This window comes from Psychrobacter sp. T6-4, assembly GCF_052258425.1.
Taxonomy (GTDB): Bacteria; Pseudomonadota; Gammaproteobacteria; order Pseudomonadales; family Moraxellaceae; genus Psychrobacter.
This window is the reverse complement of the sequence record NZ_JBQQEZ010000003.1, coordinates 214,856-233,124: the sequence shown is the minus strand read 5'-3', so window position 1 is coordinate 233,124 and position 18,269 is coordinate 214,856. Positions and strand designations below refer to the sequence as shown.

19 protein-coding genes are annotated in these 18,269 nt (G+C 45.8%); 6 read left to right on the top strand and 13 right to left on the bottom strand.

All coding sequences use genetic code 11. From position 1 onward, the window contains the following. Positions 1-177 precede the first annotated feature (177 nt). The 3 genes from ACTXGE_RS03775 (at position 178) to ACTXGE_RS03765 (ending at position 2,719) form a co-directional block, all read left to right on the top strand. On the top strand, positions 178-1,587 hold the full coding sequence (locus tag ACTXGE_RS03775) for an MATE family efflux transporter (protein WP_443541937.1): 1,410 nt from the start codon (positions 178-180) through the stop codon (positions 1,585-1,587). A gap of 138 nt (positions 1,588-1,725) precedes the next feature. Next, positions 1,726-2,370, top strand: coding sequence for an AzlC family ABC transporter permease (locus tag ACTXGE_RS03770; RefSeq protein WP_317199047.1), 645 nt, complete (start codon positions 1,726-1,728; stop codon positions 2,368-2,370). Further along, positions 2,360-2,719 (top strand): AzlD domain-containing protein, encoded by a 360-nt coding sequence (locus ACTXGE_RS03765; protein ID WP_435949058.1) that lies wholly within the window; start codon positions 2,360-2,362, stop codon positions 2,717-2,719. The genes ACTXGE_RS03770 and ACTXGE_RS03765 overlap by 11 nt, the downstream gene beginning before the upstream one ends. 71 nt (positions 2,720-2,790) lie before the next feature. Here the strand turns inward: ACTXGE_RS03765 and purF are convergent, their stop codons facing one another. From purF to ACTXGE_RS03710, 11 genes are all read right to left on the bottom strand, one after another. After that, entirely contained in the window at positions 2,791-4,326 is a 1,536-nt protein-coding gene (gene purF, locus ACTXGE_RS03760) for an amidophosphoribosyltransferase (protein WP_443541731.1), read from the bottom strand. Between the two features lie 209 nt (positions 4,327-4,535). Then, positions 4,536-5,033 carry a CvpA family protein gene (locus ACTXGE_RS03755; protein ID WP_443541733.1) on the bottom strand — a complete coding sequence of 166 codons (498 nt, stop codon included), beginning with the start codon at positions 5,031-5,033 and terminating at the stop codon, positions 4,536-4,538. Between the two features lie 59 nt (positions 5,034-5,092). Then, positions 5,093-6,139: a quinone-dependent dihydroorotate dehydrogenase gene (locus ACTXGE_RS03750; RefSeq protein WP_435949060.1), complete on the bottom strand. Its 1,047-nt coding sequence runs from the start codon at positions 6,137-6,139 to the stop codon at positions 5,093-5,095. A 135-nt stretch (positions 6,140-6,274) separates the two neighbouring features. Beyond that, entirely contained in the window at positions 6,275-6,808 is a 534-nt protein-coding gene (locus ACTXGE_RS03745; RefSeq protein ID WP_317198972.1) for a DUF4870 family protein, read from the bottom strand. 192 nt (positions 6,809-7,000) lie between these two features. After that, complete coding sequence (gene gspM, locus ACTXGE_RS03740) at positions 7,001-7,576, bottom strand: type II secretion system protein GspM (protein WP_435949063.1); 576 nt, start codon at positions 7,574-7,576, stop codon at positions 7,001-7,003. Next, positions 7,573-8,847 (bottom strand): type II secretion system protein GspL, encoded by a 1,275-nt coding sequence (gene gspL / locus ACTXGE_RS03735; RefSeq protein WP_443541736.1) that lies wholly within the window; start codon positions 8,845-8,847, stop codon positions 7,573-7,575. Before gspL ends, gspM begins: the two co-directional genes overlap by 4 nt. A gap of 80 nt (positions 8,848-8,927) precedes the next feature. Next, positions 8,928-9,383, bottom strand: coding sequence for a SixA phosphatase family protein (locus ACTXGE_RS03730; protein ID WP_435949065.1), 456 nt, complete (start codon positions 9,381-9,383; stop codon positions 8,928-8,930). 83 nt (positions 9,384-9,466) lie between these two features. After that, positions 9,467-10,756, bottom strand: a complete 1,290-nt coding sequence (locus ACTXGE_RS03725; protein WP_435949066.1) for an NAD(P)H-dependent glycerol-3-phosphate dehydrogenase — start codon at positions 10,754-10,756, stop codon at positions 9,467-9,469. Between the two features lie 89 nt (positions 10,757-10,845). Beyond that, positions 10,846-11,493, bottom strand: a complete 648-nt coding sequence (locus ACTXGE_RS03720) for a nitroreductase family protein (protein WP_435949067.1) — start codon at positions 11,491-11,493, stop codon at positions 10,846-10,848. A gap of 33 nt (positions 11,494-11,526) precedes the next feature. Then, entirely contained in the window at positions 11,527-12,627 is a 1,101-nt protein-coding gene (zapE, locus tag ACTXGE_RS03715) for a cell division protein ZapE (RefSeq protein WP_435949069.1), read from the bottom strand. 55 nt (positions 12,628-12,682) lie between these two features. Beyond that, positions 12,683-13,342, bottom strand: coding sequence for an alpha/beta hydrolase (locus ACTXGE_RS03710; RefSeq protein ID WP_435949070.1), 660 nt, complete (start codon positions 13,340-13,342; stop codon positions 12,683-12,685). Between the two features lie 196 nt (positions 13,343-13,538). Here ACTXGE_RS03710 and ACTXGE_RS03705 point away from each other — a divergent pair, with 196 nt between their 5' ends. The 3 genes from ACTXGE_RS03705 to xseB all read left to right on the top strand — a co-directional run bounded on the left by ACTXGE_RS03705 (position 13,539) and on the right by xseB (position 15,924). Then, positions 13,539-13,907 (top strand): hypothetical protein, encoded by a 369-nt coding sequence (locus ACTXGE_RS03705; protein ID WP_435949072.1) that lies wholly within the window; start codon positions 13,539-13,541, stop codon positions 13,905-13,907. A 166-nt stretch (positions 13,908-14,073) separates the two neighbouring features. After that, entirely contained in the window at positions 14,074-15,630 is a 1,557-nt protein-coding gene (gene xseA / locus ACTXGE_RS03700) for an exodeoxyribonuclease VII large subunit (RefSeq protein WP_435949073.1), read from the top strand. Positions 15,631-15,675: 45 nt separating this feature from the next. Continuing rightward, positions 15,676-15,924, top strand: a complete 249-nt coding sequence (xseB, locus tag ACTXGE_RS03695) for an exodeoxyribonuclease VII small subunit (RefSeq protein WP_317198982.1) — start codon at positions 15,676-15,678, stop codon at positions 15,922-15,924. Here xseB and pncB read toward each other — a convergent pair. Continuing rightward, positions 15,921-17,138 (bottom strand): nicotinate phosphoribosyltransferase, encoded by a 1,218-nt coding sequence (gene pncB, locus ACTXGE_RS03690; protein ID WP_317198983.1) that lies wholly within the window; start codon positions 17,136-17,138, stop codon positions 15,921-15,923. The two genes, xseB and pncB, sit on opposite strands and share 4 nt — an antisense overlap. 187 nt (positions 17,139-17,325) lie before the next feature. Further along, complete coding sequence (locus ACTXGE_RS03685) at positions 17,326-18,249, bottom strand: ATP-binding cassette domain-containing protein (protein ID WP_317198984.1); 924 nt, start codon at positions 18,247-18,249, stop codon at positions 17,326-17,328. Positions 18,250-18,269 lie beyond the last annotated feature (20 nt).

Genomic DNA, 18,269 nt, shown 5'->3' with positions numbered 1-18,269 from the left:
AAAATAGACTTAAATTAAGGCTTCGCCAAAACGTTAGATAAAAGCACCTAACTCATCATCATGAGTGTTGGGTGCTTTTATTTTTAAGTGCTTTAGTGAATGAATGTGCTAGCTTGTCAGTTTCAGCTCAATTATAAGCATTACGTATACGCTAAGTATAAGTGACCTCCTATGTCGATGCCCTCTTCCAATCACACGCCGGCAAACCCGCCTATTGATACCCGCTATGCGCATATCATTGCGATAGCCTTGCCTGTATTATTAGCTAATTTAGCGATGCCGCTACAAAGCGTGATTGATACCGCTATCGTTGGCAACATGAATGATACCGCCAAATTAGCGGGAATGGGTTTGGCGATACAGCTATTATCCTTGCTACTGGTAAGCTTTAACTTTTTACAATACGCCTCCTCAGGTCTGTCCGCACAAGCCGTTGGTCAGCTGGCTCATAACCAGTTAATAAAGAATCAATCAGGAACTCATCAACCCTCACCGCTATTGTCTATTTTGCAACGAGCTTTGCTGCTGGCCTTTGGAATCGGCGCGCTGTTACTAGTAGCAAAGCCTTGGCTTATTGACTACGGTTTACAAGCGCTATCGGCTAATCCTGATAGTGGCATTGCTGCAAAAACCTATCTTGACGTGCGCTTTTGGGGCGTGATCGCTGAGCTTATGAACTTTGCTTTTATTGGCTGGTTTGCCGGTCAAGGTAAAACGCGATATATGCTTTATCAGCAAGGCTTTATCGCCATAATTAATATTATATTGACGCTGTTTTTTGTCTTTGCCTTAGATATGGGCTTGGTCGGTGTGGCTCTGGGAACGACGATCGCTTTTTGGCTTGGTGTAGTGCTAGCGCTGTGGTTAAGCCGTCGTCATTTAGAGTTACCTTGGTCGGCATTATTTAGCGCAAATCCACAAGACTTCGCCAGATATAAAATGCTTAGGCTATTTTCTTTGAATAAAGACATCTTTATTCGCACCCTTATTTTGACCCTAAGCTTTGCTTGGGTGACACGTTTATCGGCGCAAAGTGGTGACTTGGTACTTGCTGCCAATGCTATTTTATTACAAGTACTGAGCATCTCAGCTTTTGCCTTAGATGGTGTGGCGGTCTCGGCTGAGACCTTGAGCGGTCAGGCCGCAGGCAGGCGCGACTGGCGACGCTTTCGCACTATCGTTAAGCGCACAGGTGTGGTCAGTTATGGCCTAGCTTTAATGCTAAGTTTAATATGGTGGCTTATCATCCCCACGTATCTAGAGTTTATGACTAATATTGATGCAGTGTTCGCTCTTGCTTATGATTATCACATCTATGCTGTGCTCCTGCCGCTCGTTGGTGTCGGTGCGTACTGGCTCGATGGTATTTTCTTTGGCTTGACGGCGGGTAAGGTCATTCGTAATGCAGCGCTTATTTTAGCCGTTGTTTTTTTTCCGCTCAGTTGGCTGCTATATCAGCAGTGGGATATGACAGGTATTTGGCTAAGCGTCTGGGCGCTGTTATTACTGCGCGTCATTATTCTAGGCGGGTTTTTGTATCAAACATATATGACAGGTAGTTATCAAAAAAGACAACCTGAGAGTTAGCGCACGTTTTAGATAAAAACCATAAAAAGCAAATTAGGATGTTCTGTGAGCACACATTTAGATTTAAATAAAGCAAACCCGCCGCATCACACTCATTACGACTGGGCGACAGGCTTTAAAAAAAGCATTCCTGTAGCGATGGGTTATTTGCCAGCGGGCATTGCCTTTGGGGTACTCGCGCAAGTAGCAGGCATTCCTGTGTGGGCGACAATTATGCTCAGCCTCTTGCTCTACGCAGGAGCAGCGCAATATGCCTGTTTACCTATGCTGAGCGGCACTCTGCCAATAGGTAATATCGCCACCAACATCGCGGCGATCAATCTGCGTCATGTCTTTTATGCGATGCCACTACTCAACTATATGCCCTCGCATAAGCTTGCCAAAACCTACTGTCTGTTTGCACTCACCGATGAGACTTTTTCGGTAATGACGAGTCTGCCTAATGAGACGCGGCGTGCTCTGATACTGCCTATTAGCTTATTTAATCAAAGCTGGTGGGTACTGGCATCTGCTATTGGCGTTATGATAGGCAGTGCGCTCAATGATCTGGTGCCGCATTTGGACTTTGCACTGGTATGCTTGTTTGCTATTTTAGCTTATGAGCAATTTCAAACTATTAAGCGCTACTTTCCAATTGGTATTGCCGCCATAGCGCTGGTTTTAGCCTCGTTGTTTACTCAAGATTGGCTACTACTCGTCGCTATAAGCATTTGTATGCTGCTGATTTTACTGCGCGGATTTTGGTTACAGCGCCGTGCAAAGGGGGTGACGCATGACGAGTAGTTATCTCATTTTAGCGACCCTTGCTATGGCGGCGGTGACTTTTGTGACTCGCGCCTTACCTGTCCTCATACCCAAAAAGGTACTCGACACTCCTTGGCTACATCGCCTTAATGAGAGCCTGCCGTTGTCCGTGATGGTACTGCTTATCTTAACCAGCCTCTCCTATCAAGAGCTATCTTTGGGTACGCGCCTAAATAGTGCTGAGATGCACTTGCTACTGGCACAGATCGGTGCGCTAACTGCCGTGCTATTTATTTATCACATTAGTCGTCAGCTACTCGTCAGTATGCTCGTTGGCATTGCGACTATTAATGGCTTACTTTGGCTATTTGCGCGTATGTTAGGATGAGTTTTAGCCAAAAAAAAGGCTGAACTCGCAATCGAGATCAGCCTTTTTTCTTTAGCACTACAAACTTAGAATTATAACTCTTCAACACCCATCATATCGACTGGCGTATCAGCGACAATTTGCACGCCTTTTTTGCCGATCTTAGCAGTGTCATTACGCAGCTCTTGCAGGTGATCAAGATAGGCTTCATTGATTTGACCTGTGATGTAAAAGCCGTTAAATACTGCGCAATCAAAGCCTTCAACCTTGCTATGTTTGGTATCTTTTACTGCATCAATTAAGTCATCTAAATCTTGAAAAATTAAGCGATCAGCGCCGATGATTTTGCGTACTTCTTCTACGCTATGGCCTGAGGCGATCAGCTCGCTACGCACAGGCATATCGATGCCATAGACGTTAGGATACTTAACTGGCGGCGCGGCACTAGCAAAAAACACTTTGCGCGCACCAGCATCTCGTGCCATCTGAATGATCTCATGACAGGTGGTACCGCGTACGATAGAATCATCAACCAACAACACGTTTTTGCCTTTAAACTCAAGCGGCACGGCACTTAGTTTTTGGCGGACTGATTTTTTGCGCTGCTGCTGACCTGGCATAATAAAGGTGCGACCGATGTAGCGGTTTTTCATAAAGCCTTCACGGTACTTGATATTCATCTTAAGCGCCAGCTCCATCGCTGAGGTGCGCGAAGTATCAGGAATAGGAATGACCACGTCGATATCATGATCCTCGCCCCACTCTTTAAGAATTTTGTCCCCAAGCTTCTCGCCCATGCGCAGGCGTGATTTGTACACTGAGATATTATCCATAATTGAATCAGGACGCGCAAAGTATACATATTCAAAAATACACGGCGTGTACTCTTTTGGCTCGACACACTGATGAGTATGCAGGTTATGATCTAAGTCAATAAATATTGCCTCGCCAGGCTTTACATCACGAATAATGCTAAACCCTGAACCCGTCAAGGCGACTGACTCTGAGGCAACCATATATTCTGTGCCGCCGTTAGCTGCTAGACGCTCACCGAATACGAGCGGACGGATACCGTTGGGATCACGAAATGCAATCAGGCCATGGCCTGTGATCAAAGCGACTACGCCATAAGCGCCTTCAACGCGGCCGTAGACCGCTTTTATCGCCTCAAATATATCATCAGCGCTCGGATGCGTCTTACCTAGATTTTGCATCTCGTGCGCGACCACGTTGAGTAAAACCTCAGAATCTGAATCGGTATTGAGATGACGACGATCCTCTATGTACAAAGACTTAGCCAGACTCTCAGCATTGGTCAGATTGCCGTTGTGAGCGAGCGTAATACCATAAGGAGAATTGACATAAAAGGGCTGCGCTTCAGCACTGCTCGAGGTGCCCGCTGTTGGGTAACGGACGTGACCGATACCGAATTTGCCAACCAGTTTAATCATATGGCGGTTCATAAATACGTCACGTACCATGCCATTTTCTTTACGCAAATAGAGCCTGCCATCTTGCAAAGTGACGATACCCGCTGCGTCTTGCCCGCGATGCTGTAACATCGTTAGACCATCATAAAGAATTTGGTTAACGGGTTCATGAGCTGCAACCCCAACGACTCCACACATAGTTATGTCCTATTTTAGATCATACATGAGTAAACTTATCAAAAACGTTTTTTGCTACTGATTATTTATCTTACTTATAAAATAAATGGGTGAAAAACATGATGTGCACTAAATACTGTCAAAATTAATTTTATAAAGGTCTAAATGCAAATATAGTGCGCATAAAAGTCATTAATTCAGCAGTTTAAAACTTAATACAACAGTCCAAACTATGACTGATTGATCTGACTCCACGCAACGCCCAGCATATCTGACGCAAGCTCCTTACCCATAGGAGCATAAGGCATAAGCTCAGGGGCAATAACTGAGGTCTCCCACTGCGGTAATTGTACCAATAAAGGGGCACTGATACTCAGTATCACTAAGATCACTAATATATTTTTGGCGGCGCCTAATACGCCGCCTGCCAGCTTGTCAACGACGCCTAAATTTAACGTTTTGAGAGCACTTGAGAAGACAAAAGCAAGCGTATGCATAACTGCTAATATTATTAAGACCACAAGCAAAAATGCTAATGCCATTTGCAGCACTGGATTTTCAACGATGCCAGATAACTGCGGCGCTATAGAGTTTGCCAAACGCGTCGCTGTAATCAAAGCGATAAACCAGCCGACAAGACCAACTGCTGTCTTGATCAAACCCACTTGAAAGCCGCGCCATAAGCCAATAAGTACGACAAAGGCAATCATTATATCTAGGCCACTCATATCACCGCCTGTTATTGAGGATAGCTATGTTGAAACGGCGACTTTTAGGACGGCACCATTTAGCTGTTGATGTCACTTTCCATCGCATCATAATAGCCGCCAATCGCCTGAATGCTTGATTGTACCAGTCCAGGGCCTCGGTAAATCAGGCCAGTATAGAGCTGTATTAAGTCCGCACCAGCTGTTATCTTTTTGACCGCTTTGTCAGGACTATCTATTCCGCCCACTCCAATCAAAGCGACTTTATCGCCTAATTGATCCGCAAACTGTTGCAATATTTGAGTACTAATATGGCTGACAGGGCGACCTGATAAACCACCTGCTTGATCGCCATCGAGTAAATCCTCAACGCCTATTCGGCTCAAAGTAGTATTGGTTGCGATAAGACCGTCAATCTCAAAGTCTAATAACTGCTGGGAGATATAATCTACTTGGTCTGGTTCTAAATCAGGCGCGACTTTGAGCACGAGCGGCACATAGAATCCATATTCAGTCGCCAACTGCTGATGGCGGTTTTTGATAGTAGCTAGCAGCTCGGTTAGCGCCTCACCACTTTGCAAATCACGTAAGTTTTTGGTATTGGGCGATGAGATATTAACAGTGATATACGAGGCATGCGGATAGACGCGCTCTAAGCAGTAGACATAATCATCAGCCGCTTGCTCGACAGGGGTACTGGCATTTTTGCCAATATTAATACCGATATTGCCTTTGTATTTGCAGTTTTTGACGTTCTCAATGAGATAATCAACGCCTTGATTATTAAATCCCATGCGGTTAATAATAGCATCCGCCTGTCTGATTCGAAACAGTCGCGGCTTCTCATTACCTATCTGCGGCTTAGGCGTGACGGTACCAACTTCAATAAAACCAAAACCCAGCTCTGCTAAGGCATCAATATAATCGCCGTTCTTATCTAACCCTGCGGCTAAGCCCACTGGATTTGGAAATTGTAAACCCATGCATTCTGTCGGGTGCATCGGCTGCCCGTACACTAGGCCCAAAGCCCGTGCCTTGTGTGCCTTGTGCAACAAGGACAATGTCATGTCGTGAGCGTGCTCAGGATCCATTTTGAACAAAAAGGGGCGAAGTAAGGTATAAGACATAGTGGCGATAGACCTTGCTTAGAGTAATGATGAATAAAGGGTAAAATCAGGCGCTGCGATTATATCAGCTTAACAGAAATAAGACTAAGATTTGATTAATAGCTCGCCTAATTTAGCCCATGCACAAGTAATATATTAAGGTACAGGACGATTATCTGTTAAAGCTATCCAGCCACGTACGATACGGTACAGATGCCATATAAAGGTTACGATGATAATAATCAAACCAAAACCTGTCAGTAATATCGAACCAATAGCTAAGTTGTCGCCGGCCTCTAGCATCATACTGACCCCAAAACCACTGAGCGCAAAGAGTACAATGACAATGCCAATCACAAACCAGACGATACTGTACCAAAAGGTCTTAATCTGCCAATCAAAGTGGGTAGCAAGCCACGAGCCGTCTGCTTCTTGTCGTTTTGAGTAGTTCATGACAATGGGTACGACCCACAGCAGACCTGCGGTAAAGTAGCTGACGACATACAACAAATAAGTCAGATGATTGTAAGCGATTAGTGAGCGCTGTTTTTTATTACTCATCGCATTCTGACGCGCCACGCCGTACTCTTTTTGTACGTCAAAACGCCTTGGATCTGATAGCGCCTCAATCTCGGCGGTCTTGGTTCTACGAGTTTGCGCCTCTGAGTTGGAATCTACATTGCGTGACATAATAAGCACCTCCAATGGTATATAGCATAGCGCTATAATTGACAAGCGCTGTCACTGATACTGATGATTGCTTACTGTATTGCGTCAACTCATATGCTTTTCAAGCAGCGGCTATCGATGGCAATTGAACAAACAAAGCTTTAGGCAGCGCCCTCAATTAAGAGAATAAGATACTTGTCTCTTATAAAGCGTTCACAAAGTCATAGTCGCTTGTACCGTGATCGCTTTGCTCGTCTCGTCTTGCTCCATAGTCATCTGAGTAAACTGCCATCCTTGCTGCGTCAGTTGACTAAGAGCGGCGCTAACTACCGCTTGACTGGCATTCATAAAACTTATCTGTACCGACTCACCTACTGCAGCAACTTGCGCGTCTCTAATGCCTGCACCGCTTAATAACGTAGTAACGCGGCTTGCAGGCGGTAATGCTTCGCCTTGTGCGCTATTACTTATCAAAGCATTGCTGTCTATATTACCAGCTTGTGCGCGCAGCCAAAAGTAATCTGCGATCTGTTCTTGATAGTTCTCTTTGCTGTCTTTGGCCATTTGATGCAAAGTATAGCCGCCGTAACCGCCGACAAATAGCAGCAAGAATAGTGATAAAATCATCAAAGCAAGCTGATCTCTCGATGATAAAGCTTGCCAGCGCGTACCTATACCATTTTGATATCGACTCACCCGATCAATTAACCTATTAGAGTCTAAAGTGCTTTGATCTACAGTACTTTGATCTAACGGCTTATCCTTTGAGCGCCTTTGCATCAGCTTCATGGTGCCGCCTCCATCACGTCAATAGTAATCTGCCCGCTAAATTGTCCTTGTTCGTTAGCATTGACACGCTCCAAAGATGCGCTCAGTCCTTGCTCTATTAGGGTGCTTGTGAACTGATCTAAGCTATTACGCTCAGACGCGATCAAAGTGAAACTCAAAGACGATGGTGCCATTACCAAAGCTTTTGCTTGTAGTGACGACTGTTTGATTAGCGGCGATATACGAGATAAGGCTGCCATATGCGGCGTTTGCCCTTGAGCATCAGTACGTAGCTTTGGACTCATCTGAGTACGTAGCTGAGTACGCGAATTGAGGCGCTCATCTGCAAACCAAGACTGATACTGCGCAGCTATTGCCGTTTGGGTAGCAGCTGTCGCTTGATTGTATCGATACCACTGCGCTCCATCCGTTGCCATTTGTAATACCAGTGCTGATAGGGCGACCATCATAGCAACGCGCAGGTAAGGCGCAAGCTTGGCATCGTTTAGCCGAATAGCAAAATTAAGCTCATGACGCTCAGGATGATCAGCAGGTATCAGCGGGTGGGCGGTAGTCAAGAGTATCTGCTGCTCAGCAATATAAGCGGCGGTTTGCTCATTGGGATCAATGGACTCTTTTTGTAGACTGATACCCTCATTCAATACAGCATCACTTAACTCAGTGTTATTTAGAACAGCATCATCGTCAGCCTCTGTGTGAGTAGAATCGATTGTAGGTACGATACTTACTTCACTCAGATGCGGCAGATGCTCAAGCATAAGCGGTAGATAACTTACTGCCATGCCCAGGCGTAGCGATTGACGCATAAGCATAGTATAGCGATCTTGATATAAAGTGACCTGCTGACCGGCACCCTCCTCCAGCACTGGTAACAATAAATAATCAGGGAGTAAGGCATTAATACGCATACCCACTAATGCTGCACTTTGTTGCCACGCTTCAATATCGCTTTTGGCAAGTGCGTGCAGATGATGATGACTACCTTGACTCACTTGACGCACTGACAACTGCTCAACAGGCGTAAGAGAAGTCTCTTCAAACAAATACTGCTTGCCTACCACGCCCAATTGCTTGAGCTGCGCGCTACTAAGTTCGGTATTAACTTGCAGTATATAGCTTGAGGGGAAGTACAAACATAAGGTTTTATTGCTAGATTTGCTGCCATAGATATTGGACAGCTGCTGCCAGCTATCGACAGCGTGCCACTGTTTTGTGTCCCCATGCCAGACGGCTAAAGGACTGTATTGTGCGCGTAACCAGACATGTAACACTAAACGTGTCCTTACTTATAAAGGGTATCAACATCTAAAATCTAAATAGCGAATGAGACTGTATAGGGCTAGGGTTATGACTAAGGCTGCATAGGAACAAAACGATCGCTCTCAGTTGCCATACCAGACATAACAAAGTCCATCTCAAACACTCGCGCCTCTGCTAAAGAAAAGCCCTCTGGATAGTCGTTGGTCAATAGGCCTGCTATATTGGCGATAATAGACATATGACAGACAACCACCATGCACTCAGACTCTATAGTGGCAAGCGTAATTAACGCATTATTAGCATTGTCTGATGGTGTAATATTATCTTGCACGGTCACAGGCACATTAGGCGCAAGCGCTTGTAGTTCAGCGAGTGTTTGCTGCGCTCTATCGTAAGGACTGACTACAAAGTGATCTGGGTTAAAGTTATTGATAATATACTCAGCCGTTTGCACCGCTTGGCTGTGACCAAATTCAGTCAGTTGCCGCGCGCTATCTGGACGACTAATATCTTCTGCTTGACCATGACGCATTAATATAATTTTCATCACTGTCCTTGTGTATTTAGCCTTGTATCTTATGAGTTGCAATGGTAGCCATTAGCCGTACTTATGAATAAAACTAACAGCCCCTAATCTTTGTCTTGGGCAGACGTATCGGCTTGATCGTCCGCTGATTTTTTCATCTGCGCGGTTAGTGAGGCATTGCTATGATCATGCGGCATTACAAATTCAACGTCGCTGCGAAAGCCGGCTTCCATCAAATGCAGAGCAACGCCAAGCGCTGCTTTATCTTCGTAAATGACGGCATAAAGCGCATGGGTAATTGGCATATAAATACCCTCTTTGCTCGCTTTTTCATGTACTTGCTGAATAGTATTGACGCCCTCAGCCGTTTGCCCTAACTTTTTGACCGCAGCATCGATACTCATGCCGCGCCCAAGCATGTTACCAATACGAAAATTACGACTAAGCTCTGAGCCGCAAGTGGCGTATAAGTCGCCCACGCCAGATAAGCCTAAAAACGTCAAAGGATTAGCGCCTGTCTCAACACCGAAACGGCTCATCTCCGCTAAAGCTCGGGTAAGCAGCATAGCTTTGGTGTTCTCGCCAACCTCATAGGCAACAGCCATGCCCATAGCGATGGCATAGATGTTTTTGAGAGCGCCGCCAAGCTCAACTCCGTGCACGTCATCACTAGCAAAGACGCGAAAAAACGCACTGTGCAGAGCCGCTTGCACCGCATGACGCAGTGGCTCAGAGCTACTGGCGATGACGGTCGCTGAGGGCATGTTTTTCATAATCTCAACGGCTAGATTTGGCCCAGACATCACGCCAAAATTTACCTCAGGTAGCACATCTTTGATGATATCGCTCATCATGGCAAAAGTATCTTTCTCCATGCCTTTGGTCAATGAGACTATCGACTGCCCTGTGATAAAGGGCGCGATGCTTTGTAGCGTCTCACGAAAGGCTGAGCTGGGCACCGCTAAAAATATAATGTCTTTGTCTTTTACAGAGGCTTCTAAGTCGTGGCTATATTTGAGGCGATCATCGAGCTTATAGCCTGGCAGATATTGTTTATTCATCTGCAATTTAGCCATAGATTTGACCGTGCGCTTATTACGGACCCAAAGCGTCGTATCGCAGCCGTTACGCGCCGCCAGATTAGCCATTGCCGTACCAAAACTACCGCCGCCCAAAAATGCTAAGCGCAGCTTGGTTGGGTTTTTGTGGATCTTGTCCATGTTTTCGGCGACAGCAGACTCCACCGCACTTGGATTGAGTTTTTTGCGTCCCAAACCTGACTTGGTCGCGCGCTCAATAATACTAGCAAGCAGGCCACTTTGTTTATCGCCGCTGCTCTTATTGTCTTTATTACCATTATTTTTATTGTCTTTTGGGTCAGTAGCGTTTGTCATAATTAGTAATCCGTATTGCGCAAATAAGATGGTAACGCGCGTTAGTGCCGTTTATTATAAATATTATTTTTAACATTCAATAGCGAATATCAGTGTTCAAAACGTGTTAAAGGCTCGATATCTATAGGTTTACGCACAGGCTTTTGAGTGGGACTGCTGCCAGTATAAACAAAAGCGGTCACATAATCATCTGCGCTAACATCGAAGTACGCTTTTACCGCAGGCTCATTGCAGAGCAGACCTGTGCGCCATACGGTGCTATAGCCTTGTGCCTTTAACGCCAATATCAGATTTTGTACGGCAGCGCCTGCACTAAGCATCTGCTCAAAAGGCGGCACTTTTTTGTGTGCTTGCATGTGCGTGACTACTGTAATGATAACGGGCGCACGCAAAGGTAGGTTGGCAGTTTTGTGAATAGTCTTTTCAGACAATGTCTCGCCTTCTTGCTGAGCTTTTGCTTTGGCGGCAGTGACGAGCGCTTGACCTAAGTCGCGGCGGGCCTCGCCTTGCGTCACAATAAAGCGCCAAGGACGCAGTTTTTTATGATCAGGAGCAGTGGCTGCACATTCAATAGCCGCTTTTATTTGCTCAGTTGATGGTGCTGGCATCTCTAAATTACCGATACTACGCCTAGAGTTAATCCAAGCTATTAGTTGCTCATCACTCGCTTGAATCTCAGAGTCTTGCGAGATATCTACAGCACTTATCTTGTTGTCGTTTTTATCGTCAACGCTCATGGGTTATCCTTTTTTATTGTCTGTTCTAGAGCATTAGGTAGCGGTTTCAACGCGGTGCGCCATTTTTAAATAGTCTTCTGATTGCATCTCAAGCAGACGTGAACGCGTACGCTCAATCTCAAAGGCAAGTTTTTCGCCTTGATATAACTCGAGGATAGACTGCTGCGCGCGTACCAAAAGCTTGACGCGGCGATCATAAAACTCGTCCACTAAGTAAATAAATCGGCGCGTGGGGTCACGCAAATCATCATCTAAGGCAGGTACCGCATTGATGAGCACGGTGTTAAATTGCTTAGCGATTTCGATAAAGTCGTTGGCAGAGCGCGGCTGCATACACAGTTGGCGAAAGTCGCAGAATAAAATGTCTTCCGTGCGCGCATTTATGGCAATCTCGCGACCATTGATAATGATAGGCTCGTTGCTAATTTTTTGGTTGCTTGAGAGACTAGCAAAGCGGTTAGCGAGCCAATTGTGGTTTTTCTTCGTCATCGGCGATTTATACAGCTCAGCCTGCTGTAATACGCGCAGACGATAATCAACGCCTGCGTCAATATTCATGACCGTCGTATGGCGCTCAACCTCAGCGATAGCAGGCATAAAGCGATCACGGTGCAAGCCATCTTTATACAGACCTGAGGGTTCAATGTTCGATGTGGCCACCAGCGTTACGCCGCGATTAAACAGCATAGTGAACAGATCGCCTAATATCATGGCGTCTGAGACGTTAGAGACAAAAAACTCATCAAAGCAGATAACAACGGCTTCGTTATAAATGATGTCGGCGACTTTTTCAAGCGGGTCAGATTGTCCCTGCAAAGCGTTTAGCTCACGGTGGACGCGCTGCATAAAATGATGAAAATGCTGACGCATCTTGCGCTCAATAGTCAGCGAGTCATAGAACATATCCATCATCCAAGTCTTGCCACGTCCCACCCCGCCCCACATGTACAAACCTTTGGGCGCTTCGGGTTTGGACTTTAAAAAGCTAAAAAAGCTCTTTTTTTGCTCAGAGCCTGTATTGAGCTGATGATACAAGTTATCCAAGTAACTCATAGCCTCAAGCTGCTGCTCATCTCGGGTAAACTCATCAGTAGCGATGGCTTGCTCATAGCGTTGCAAGGGCGATAGACTCATAATAGGACTCGTTATTGGATAAATTTAGGTATAAATAAACAAAAAGGCAAAACGGTTATATAGGCTTACCAAAGCTATGCTGTTCAAGTAGCGCTTTGAGCTCAGACAATCGGCCATGAAAAAAATGTCCTGCGCCATCGACCACGCTGACCGCAATACCTTGCTGCTCGGCAAAAGCTTGCATAACATCAGGGCTAATGACGCCGTCAGCATTACCATAGATCTCAAACGTTCTATCTATAGGCAGGCTCAAATCACTAACGTCATTGTCCTCAACCGAGGGCGCGATAAGTGCCACATTAGCTACTTCAAAATCGCTTAGCCCCCAGATATGTGGCAACGTTGTCACTTGCTCAGCGGCGCGTGCAGTCACGTATCCTCCAAAGGAGAAACCACCAAGCCACAATTTGCGTGCGCCTGTCTGTCCTGCAATCCATTGTAACACGGTCATCGCATCAATGACTTCACCCTCAGCATAATCATGCTCGCCTGTTGACTCGCCCACACCGCGAAAGTTAAAACGCACAGCGTGCATACCATTGTCACGAGCAAAGCGGTACATAGTGGTCACCACCTTATTGTTCATTGTACCGTCAAACAAGGGGTTAGGATGACACAATAGCGCGACCGTATCAGTATTGGGATCATTTGGGTTGTCGTTTTGCCACAGCGCGTCGACTTCGAGCACGCCAGCAGGGGCACATATTAGAGGCATAATGAGCGTCATTGGTTAAAATTGTGATTCAATTATCCTAGATATCATTATTATTTCAAGTGATTTGCTGTGTCTGTCTGTGTTTATGTCATTTTAAGATCTTTATAACGTATTGATAATATCTCTAGCGCCGATAGCGTAAATAAGGTAATGTCGAGCGTATCTTATCTTTTTTCCCCTTTTAGCAGGATTTGCTATGACTTCATTGACTAAAACTACGACGTTGACGGCTGCACTTGCCGCTGTACTTGCTTTAAGCGCTTGTCAAAGCACGCCCTCATCGCCAGTGATTCAGCGCGAAGGCTCAATTTTTGAGACTACAGGTATTGCTGACACCAAAGTAGGCGCGCAACAAAACGCTATCGACAGTGCTCAAAAAACTTGCCGCAATAAGCAGGTCATCATCGTCAAAGACGAGGCAAGATACAATGGGATTTTGGATGAGCGTTCAGGGCGAATGGTTGGACAAGTGGGCGCTGTAGTGGGGTCAATATTTGGTACCGGCACACCTAACTTATCTCGTGATGACGATTACGAGTACGCTATCAGTTTTCGCTGTCAGTAACTTATCGCTCAGCCAAAATGCCAGCAATTTTGCATAATAAAATAAGCCAATAAGTATGCGATCAAACAGCAGCTTATTGGCTTTGCTTTTTTTTGCTATGTGTTTTGGGTAAACTACTCCTTTAAACTTTTTGCTCACTCAGCGTTAACATCGTGGTTCCCTTATTATGCGTAAACCCAATCTCTCAATGCCCAAATCAGCCAAAGTCCTCGCCCCTGCCAAAGATTTGGCAACGCTAGAGGCTGAGCTTGCCGAGGCGGATGATACTCTCGAGAATACCGTACTGCGTTTAAGCGACTACTTATCTGCTGTCGATATGGTCATCAAACAAACCTTTGATCATAGAGTCTGGGTCAAAGCTGAGATTCGCAATCTATCCAGTAAAGGCGGTCATTACTACTTTGAATTAGCCGAAAAGGACGATGATGGTAAAGTTGTGGCCAGCTGCCGCGGCAATCTATGGCGCTTTAAAGCCTCCCGCGTGCTTGCTAAGTTTGAACGCGCAACCGGTATGGCGCTTAGCCGTGATTTAACGGTTTTGCTAAAGATATCCGCCAACTTTCATGCGCAATACGGTTTTTCGCTCACTATTGAGGATATTGACCCCAGCTATACTTTGGGCGACTTGGCGCGCCAGTATGCCGAAATGGTTGACCGCCTAAGCGGTGAAGGCCTATTGACCTTAAACGCGCAATTGCCAAGTCCATTTGATATCGAGCATGTTCTTGTTATCGCTCCCGAAAAAGCAGCAGGCTTAGGCGATTTTCAAGCGGACGCCAACAGACTGGCCTCGACAGGCGCTTGTCATTTTCACTATCATCATGCGACCTTTCAGGGCAATCATGCCCCAGGTGAGATTCGGCAAGCGATTGTCAGCGCTCAGCAGCAGTTTTTAGAGCGCTATAACTGCTTGCCTGATTTACTCGTTATTATACGCGGCGGTGGTGCGGTCGGTGATTTGGCTTATCTCAACGACTATGAGCTGGCAGCTCTGGTCGCAGAACAGCCCATCCCCGTATGGGTCGGTATCGGTCATGAACGCGACAAAGTGATATTGGATGAGGTGGCGCACACCAGCTTTGATACGCCCTCCAAAGTCATCGCAGCAATTATGAGTCATCTGGCTGCCTTGATCACGCAAACTCTGACATATCAAGCTCAAATCAAACAGGCTGCACGTCATCAGTTGACTCAAGCTGACATGCAGTGTGCTCGTCAATTGAGTCAAGTACAAACGCAAACAGTCGGACAGCTCACCGCCCTACAAAGAGACAGTAAGCACGCGTGGCAAAGCGTACAACAAAGCGCTCATAGACAGATTAGACAAGCTAAGCGCCTTAGCGATGAGCGCCATCAGTTAATAAAAGATAGCGCCTACCAGCACGCGTCCACTGCTGGCAAAGAGGTTAAGCGCTATCAAAAAACGATCACTCAAAGTGCCCAGCAGCAAGTTATACAAGCACAGCGTGAAAGCGCACATCTACGTGATATCGTGCTCTTGCATCGACCCGCACGGGTACTCAATCAAGGCTATACCTTGCTGACAGATAAAGCTGGCAAACAGATATTCACCAGCAGTACTCAGTTATATGCTGACCAAACGCTGACTATTGTCCTAAAAGACGGCAGTGCAACTGCGCGCATTAAAGACATTATCATTGATAGTAACGTTAGCGATGGCAATACTACTCATGATGAAAAATTTATGATAGCCGATAATTAAACATTTTAAACAAGACTTTTTAAACTCAACACGCTAGGAAACGCTATGACAACCCCTGCTCGCAAACGCAAAAAAGCCGCCCCAAAAACCTTTAAGGCGGCTTATGATATCCTAAAAACCAATGCCGCTCAGCTTCAGCAACAAGACGAGCCGGATATCGACAATCTAATGACGACGGTTGAAGAATCCATCGCCGCTTACCGTGTGTGCGAGACGCGTATCAATGCCGTGCAACAAGCCTTGGATGCCGCGTTCGCTGAAGAGGACTCTATCAGCGTAGACTCTGAAAGTTAATCCAGTTCATCAACTTCAAACACTTGGCGCAAATATGCTAGATAAGTATCATTATTGATCATAGTTTTGCCAGGACTGTCTGATATCTTGGCTACGGGCTGTCCGTTGCATTCGACTAGTTTTAGGACAATATTGATTTGGGTCAAACCCATATCATTGGTCAAGTTGGTACCGATACCAAAACTGGTCCTAATTCTATCTTTAAAATACTGATGTAAGTCCCAAGCTTTTTGAATATCTAGACCATCACTAAAGGTCAAAATCTTGGTCTTGGGATCTATCTTAAGCTTTTGGTAGTGAGCAATGGCTTTGTCGCCCCAGATATAAGGGTCGCCGCTATCGTGACGCAATCCGTCAAACAACTTAGCAAAGTACAGATCAAAATCGCGCAAGAACGCATCCATGCCGACGACATCCGTCAGCGCAATTCCTAAATCGCCGCGATATTCATGCACCCATGCCTCAAGCGCTGCCTTTTGTGAATCGCGCAGGCGCACATCCAAGGCTTGAAAGGCTTGCATAAACTCATGCGCCATCGTGCCTATTGGGGTCATTCCCAAAGTTTTGGCGAGATAGACGTTGGAGGTGCCGCCCACGATTTTAGGCTCAGCCTTATGCAAAGTCTCAACCACATGCGCCTGCCAGCCTTTACTAAAGCGTCTACGAGTACCAAAGTCGGCGATGATAAAAGGCGGCTCTCCTGCCGTTTGCTGCGTAACATACTGATGAAGTAGAGCTACCTTAGCATCAAGCCTGCGCTGCCCTTCTTCTATGACGGCGGTATCTGATAACGCGTCAAAATACAGCTCATTGACGATAGCTAAGACAAAGACCTCAAAGAACATCGCCTGAATCATAGGTCCTTCGATATCGATATGCAAGCGGCCTTTCTCGTCAGTGCTCACGGTGATAAATCGACGCTTGAGCTGAAATAGCTCTAAATAATCGACAAAATCTGAACGGATAAAGCGCAGACCGCGTAGATATTCAAGCTCATCTTGCAAAAATCGCAACTCGCACAAACTATCTAACTGCTGCTCCAAAGCCTCCTTAATAGTTGCTAGCGGATAGGCGGTGTCCGCATTATTACGACAGCGAAAGCGGTAGACGCCATGAGTCTGCGGAAACTGGTGCAACATGGCTTGGAGCATAGTAAATTTGTACAAATCATTATCAAGTAAGGAGGTAATGATAGGCGTAAAAGGTGCACTCATAGGACAACCTGATAAGTATAAAAGAGGAGATAAATAAAATAATGGTAAGGTTAATTATTAGAGCCAAACCCTTAATGATTTTGGAAGTATAACTGATTTTAAAGGCTTTATATCTTAAACTAAAAAACGCTAAGCCTGTACTCATCCGCCTAGCGTTTTTTGTTTTCTCAAAATGCTATGTAAAGCATTAAGCCTTTGCACTCATAAACTGCGCGACATAATCATCGGCGGGATTGGCGCGTAGCTCACTTGGCGTGCCCGTCTGTACCAAGCGTCCGCCGTTCAATATACTAATGCGTTGACCCACTTTAACCGCCTCATCGATGTCATGGGTGATAAACACAATCGTTCTATTAAGACGTGCTTGTAGCTCTAATAACTGATCTTGCAATTGCGCCCGAATCAGAGGATCAAGCGCCGAGAATGCCTCATCCATTAGTAGTACAGGCGTATCCATCGCCAGCGCTCGCGCCAGCCCAACGCGCTGCTGCATACCACCAGATAGTTCATCAGGATAGCTGTTCTCAAGATTGGGCAACCCAACTTCATTCAGCCAGTGACGCGCGATATCATGACGCTCGCTCGTGCTCATCTTGCGCACTCGTAGACCATAAGCCACATTTTGTATAACCGTCATATGCGGCATCAGACCAAAGTGCTGAAACACCATACTGACCGTTTGCTGACGATAGTGCTGTAGTGCCTTGTCGTCCAATTCAAGTATATTGATAGCAGCATCGGATATGGTAGCTGGCGAATTTGCGCTTACAGAGCCTGATAGGCTTTTGGCAAACCTATCGTTTGATATCTCATTCAAAGTGGTATTGGCATCAATTGATGTATCTACCCATATCTTACCTGAGGTCGGATCGATTAAACGATTGAGATGGCGTATTAAGGTTGATTTACCAGAACCTGATAGCCCCATGATGCAGTGTAGCTCGCCTGCTTTAATCGCAAGGTTGATATCATAAAGCCCTACTGAATATCCTGTCTGCTTTTTAACCTCGACGCTGTCCATACCCTCGGCTAGTAGAGCTAGCGCCGATCTGGCTTGACTAGGGCTAGCGTTATAGATTTTGCTGATGTTTTCTAGTTGAATATGATTCATTATTATTCTCTATTGTGAAT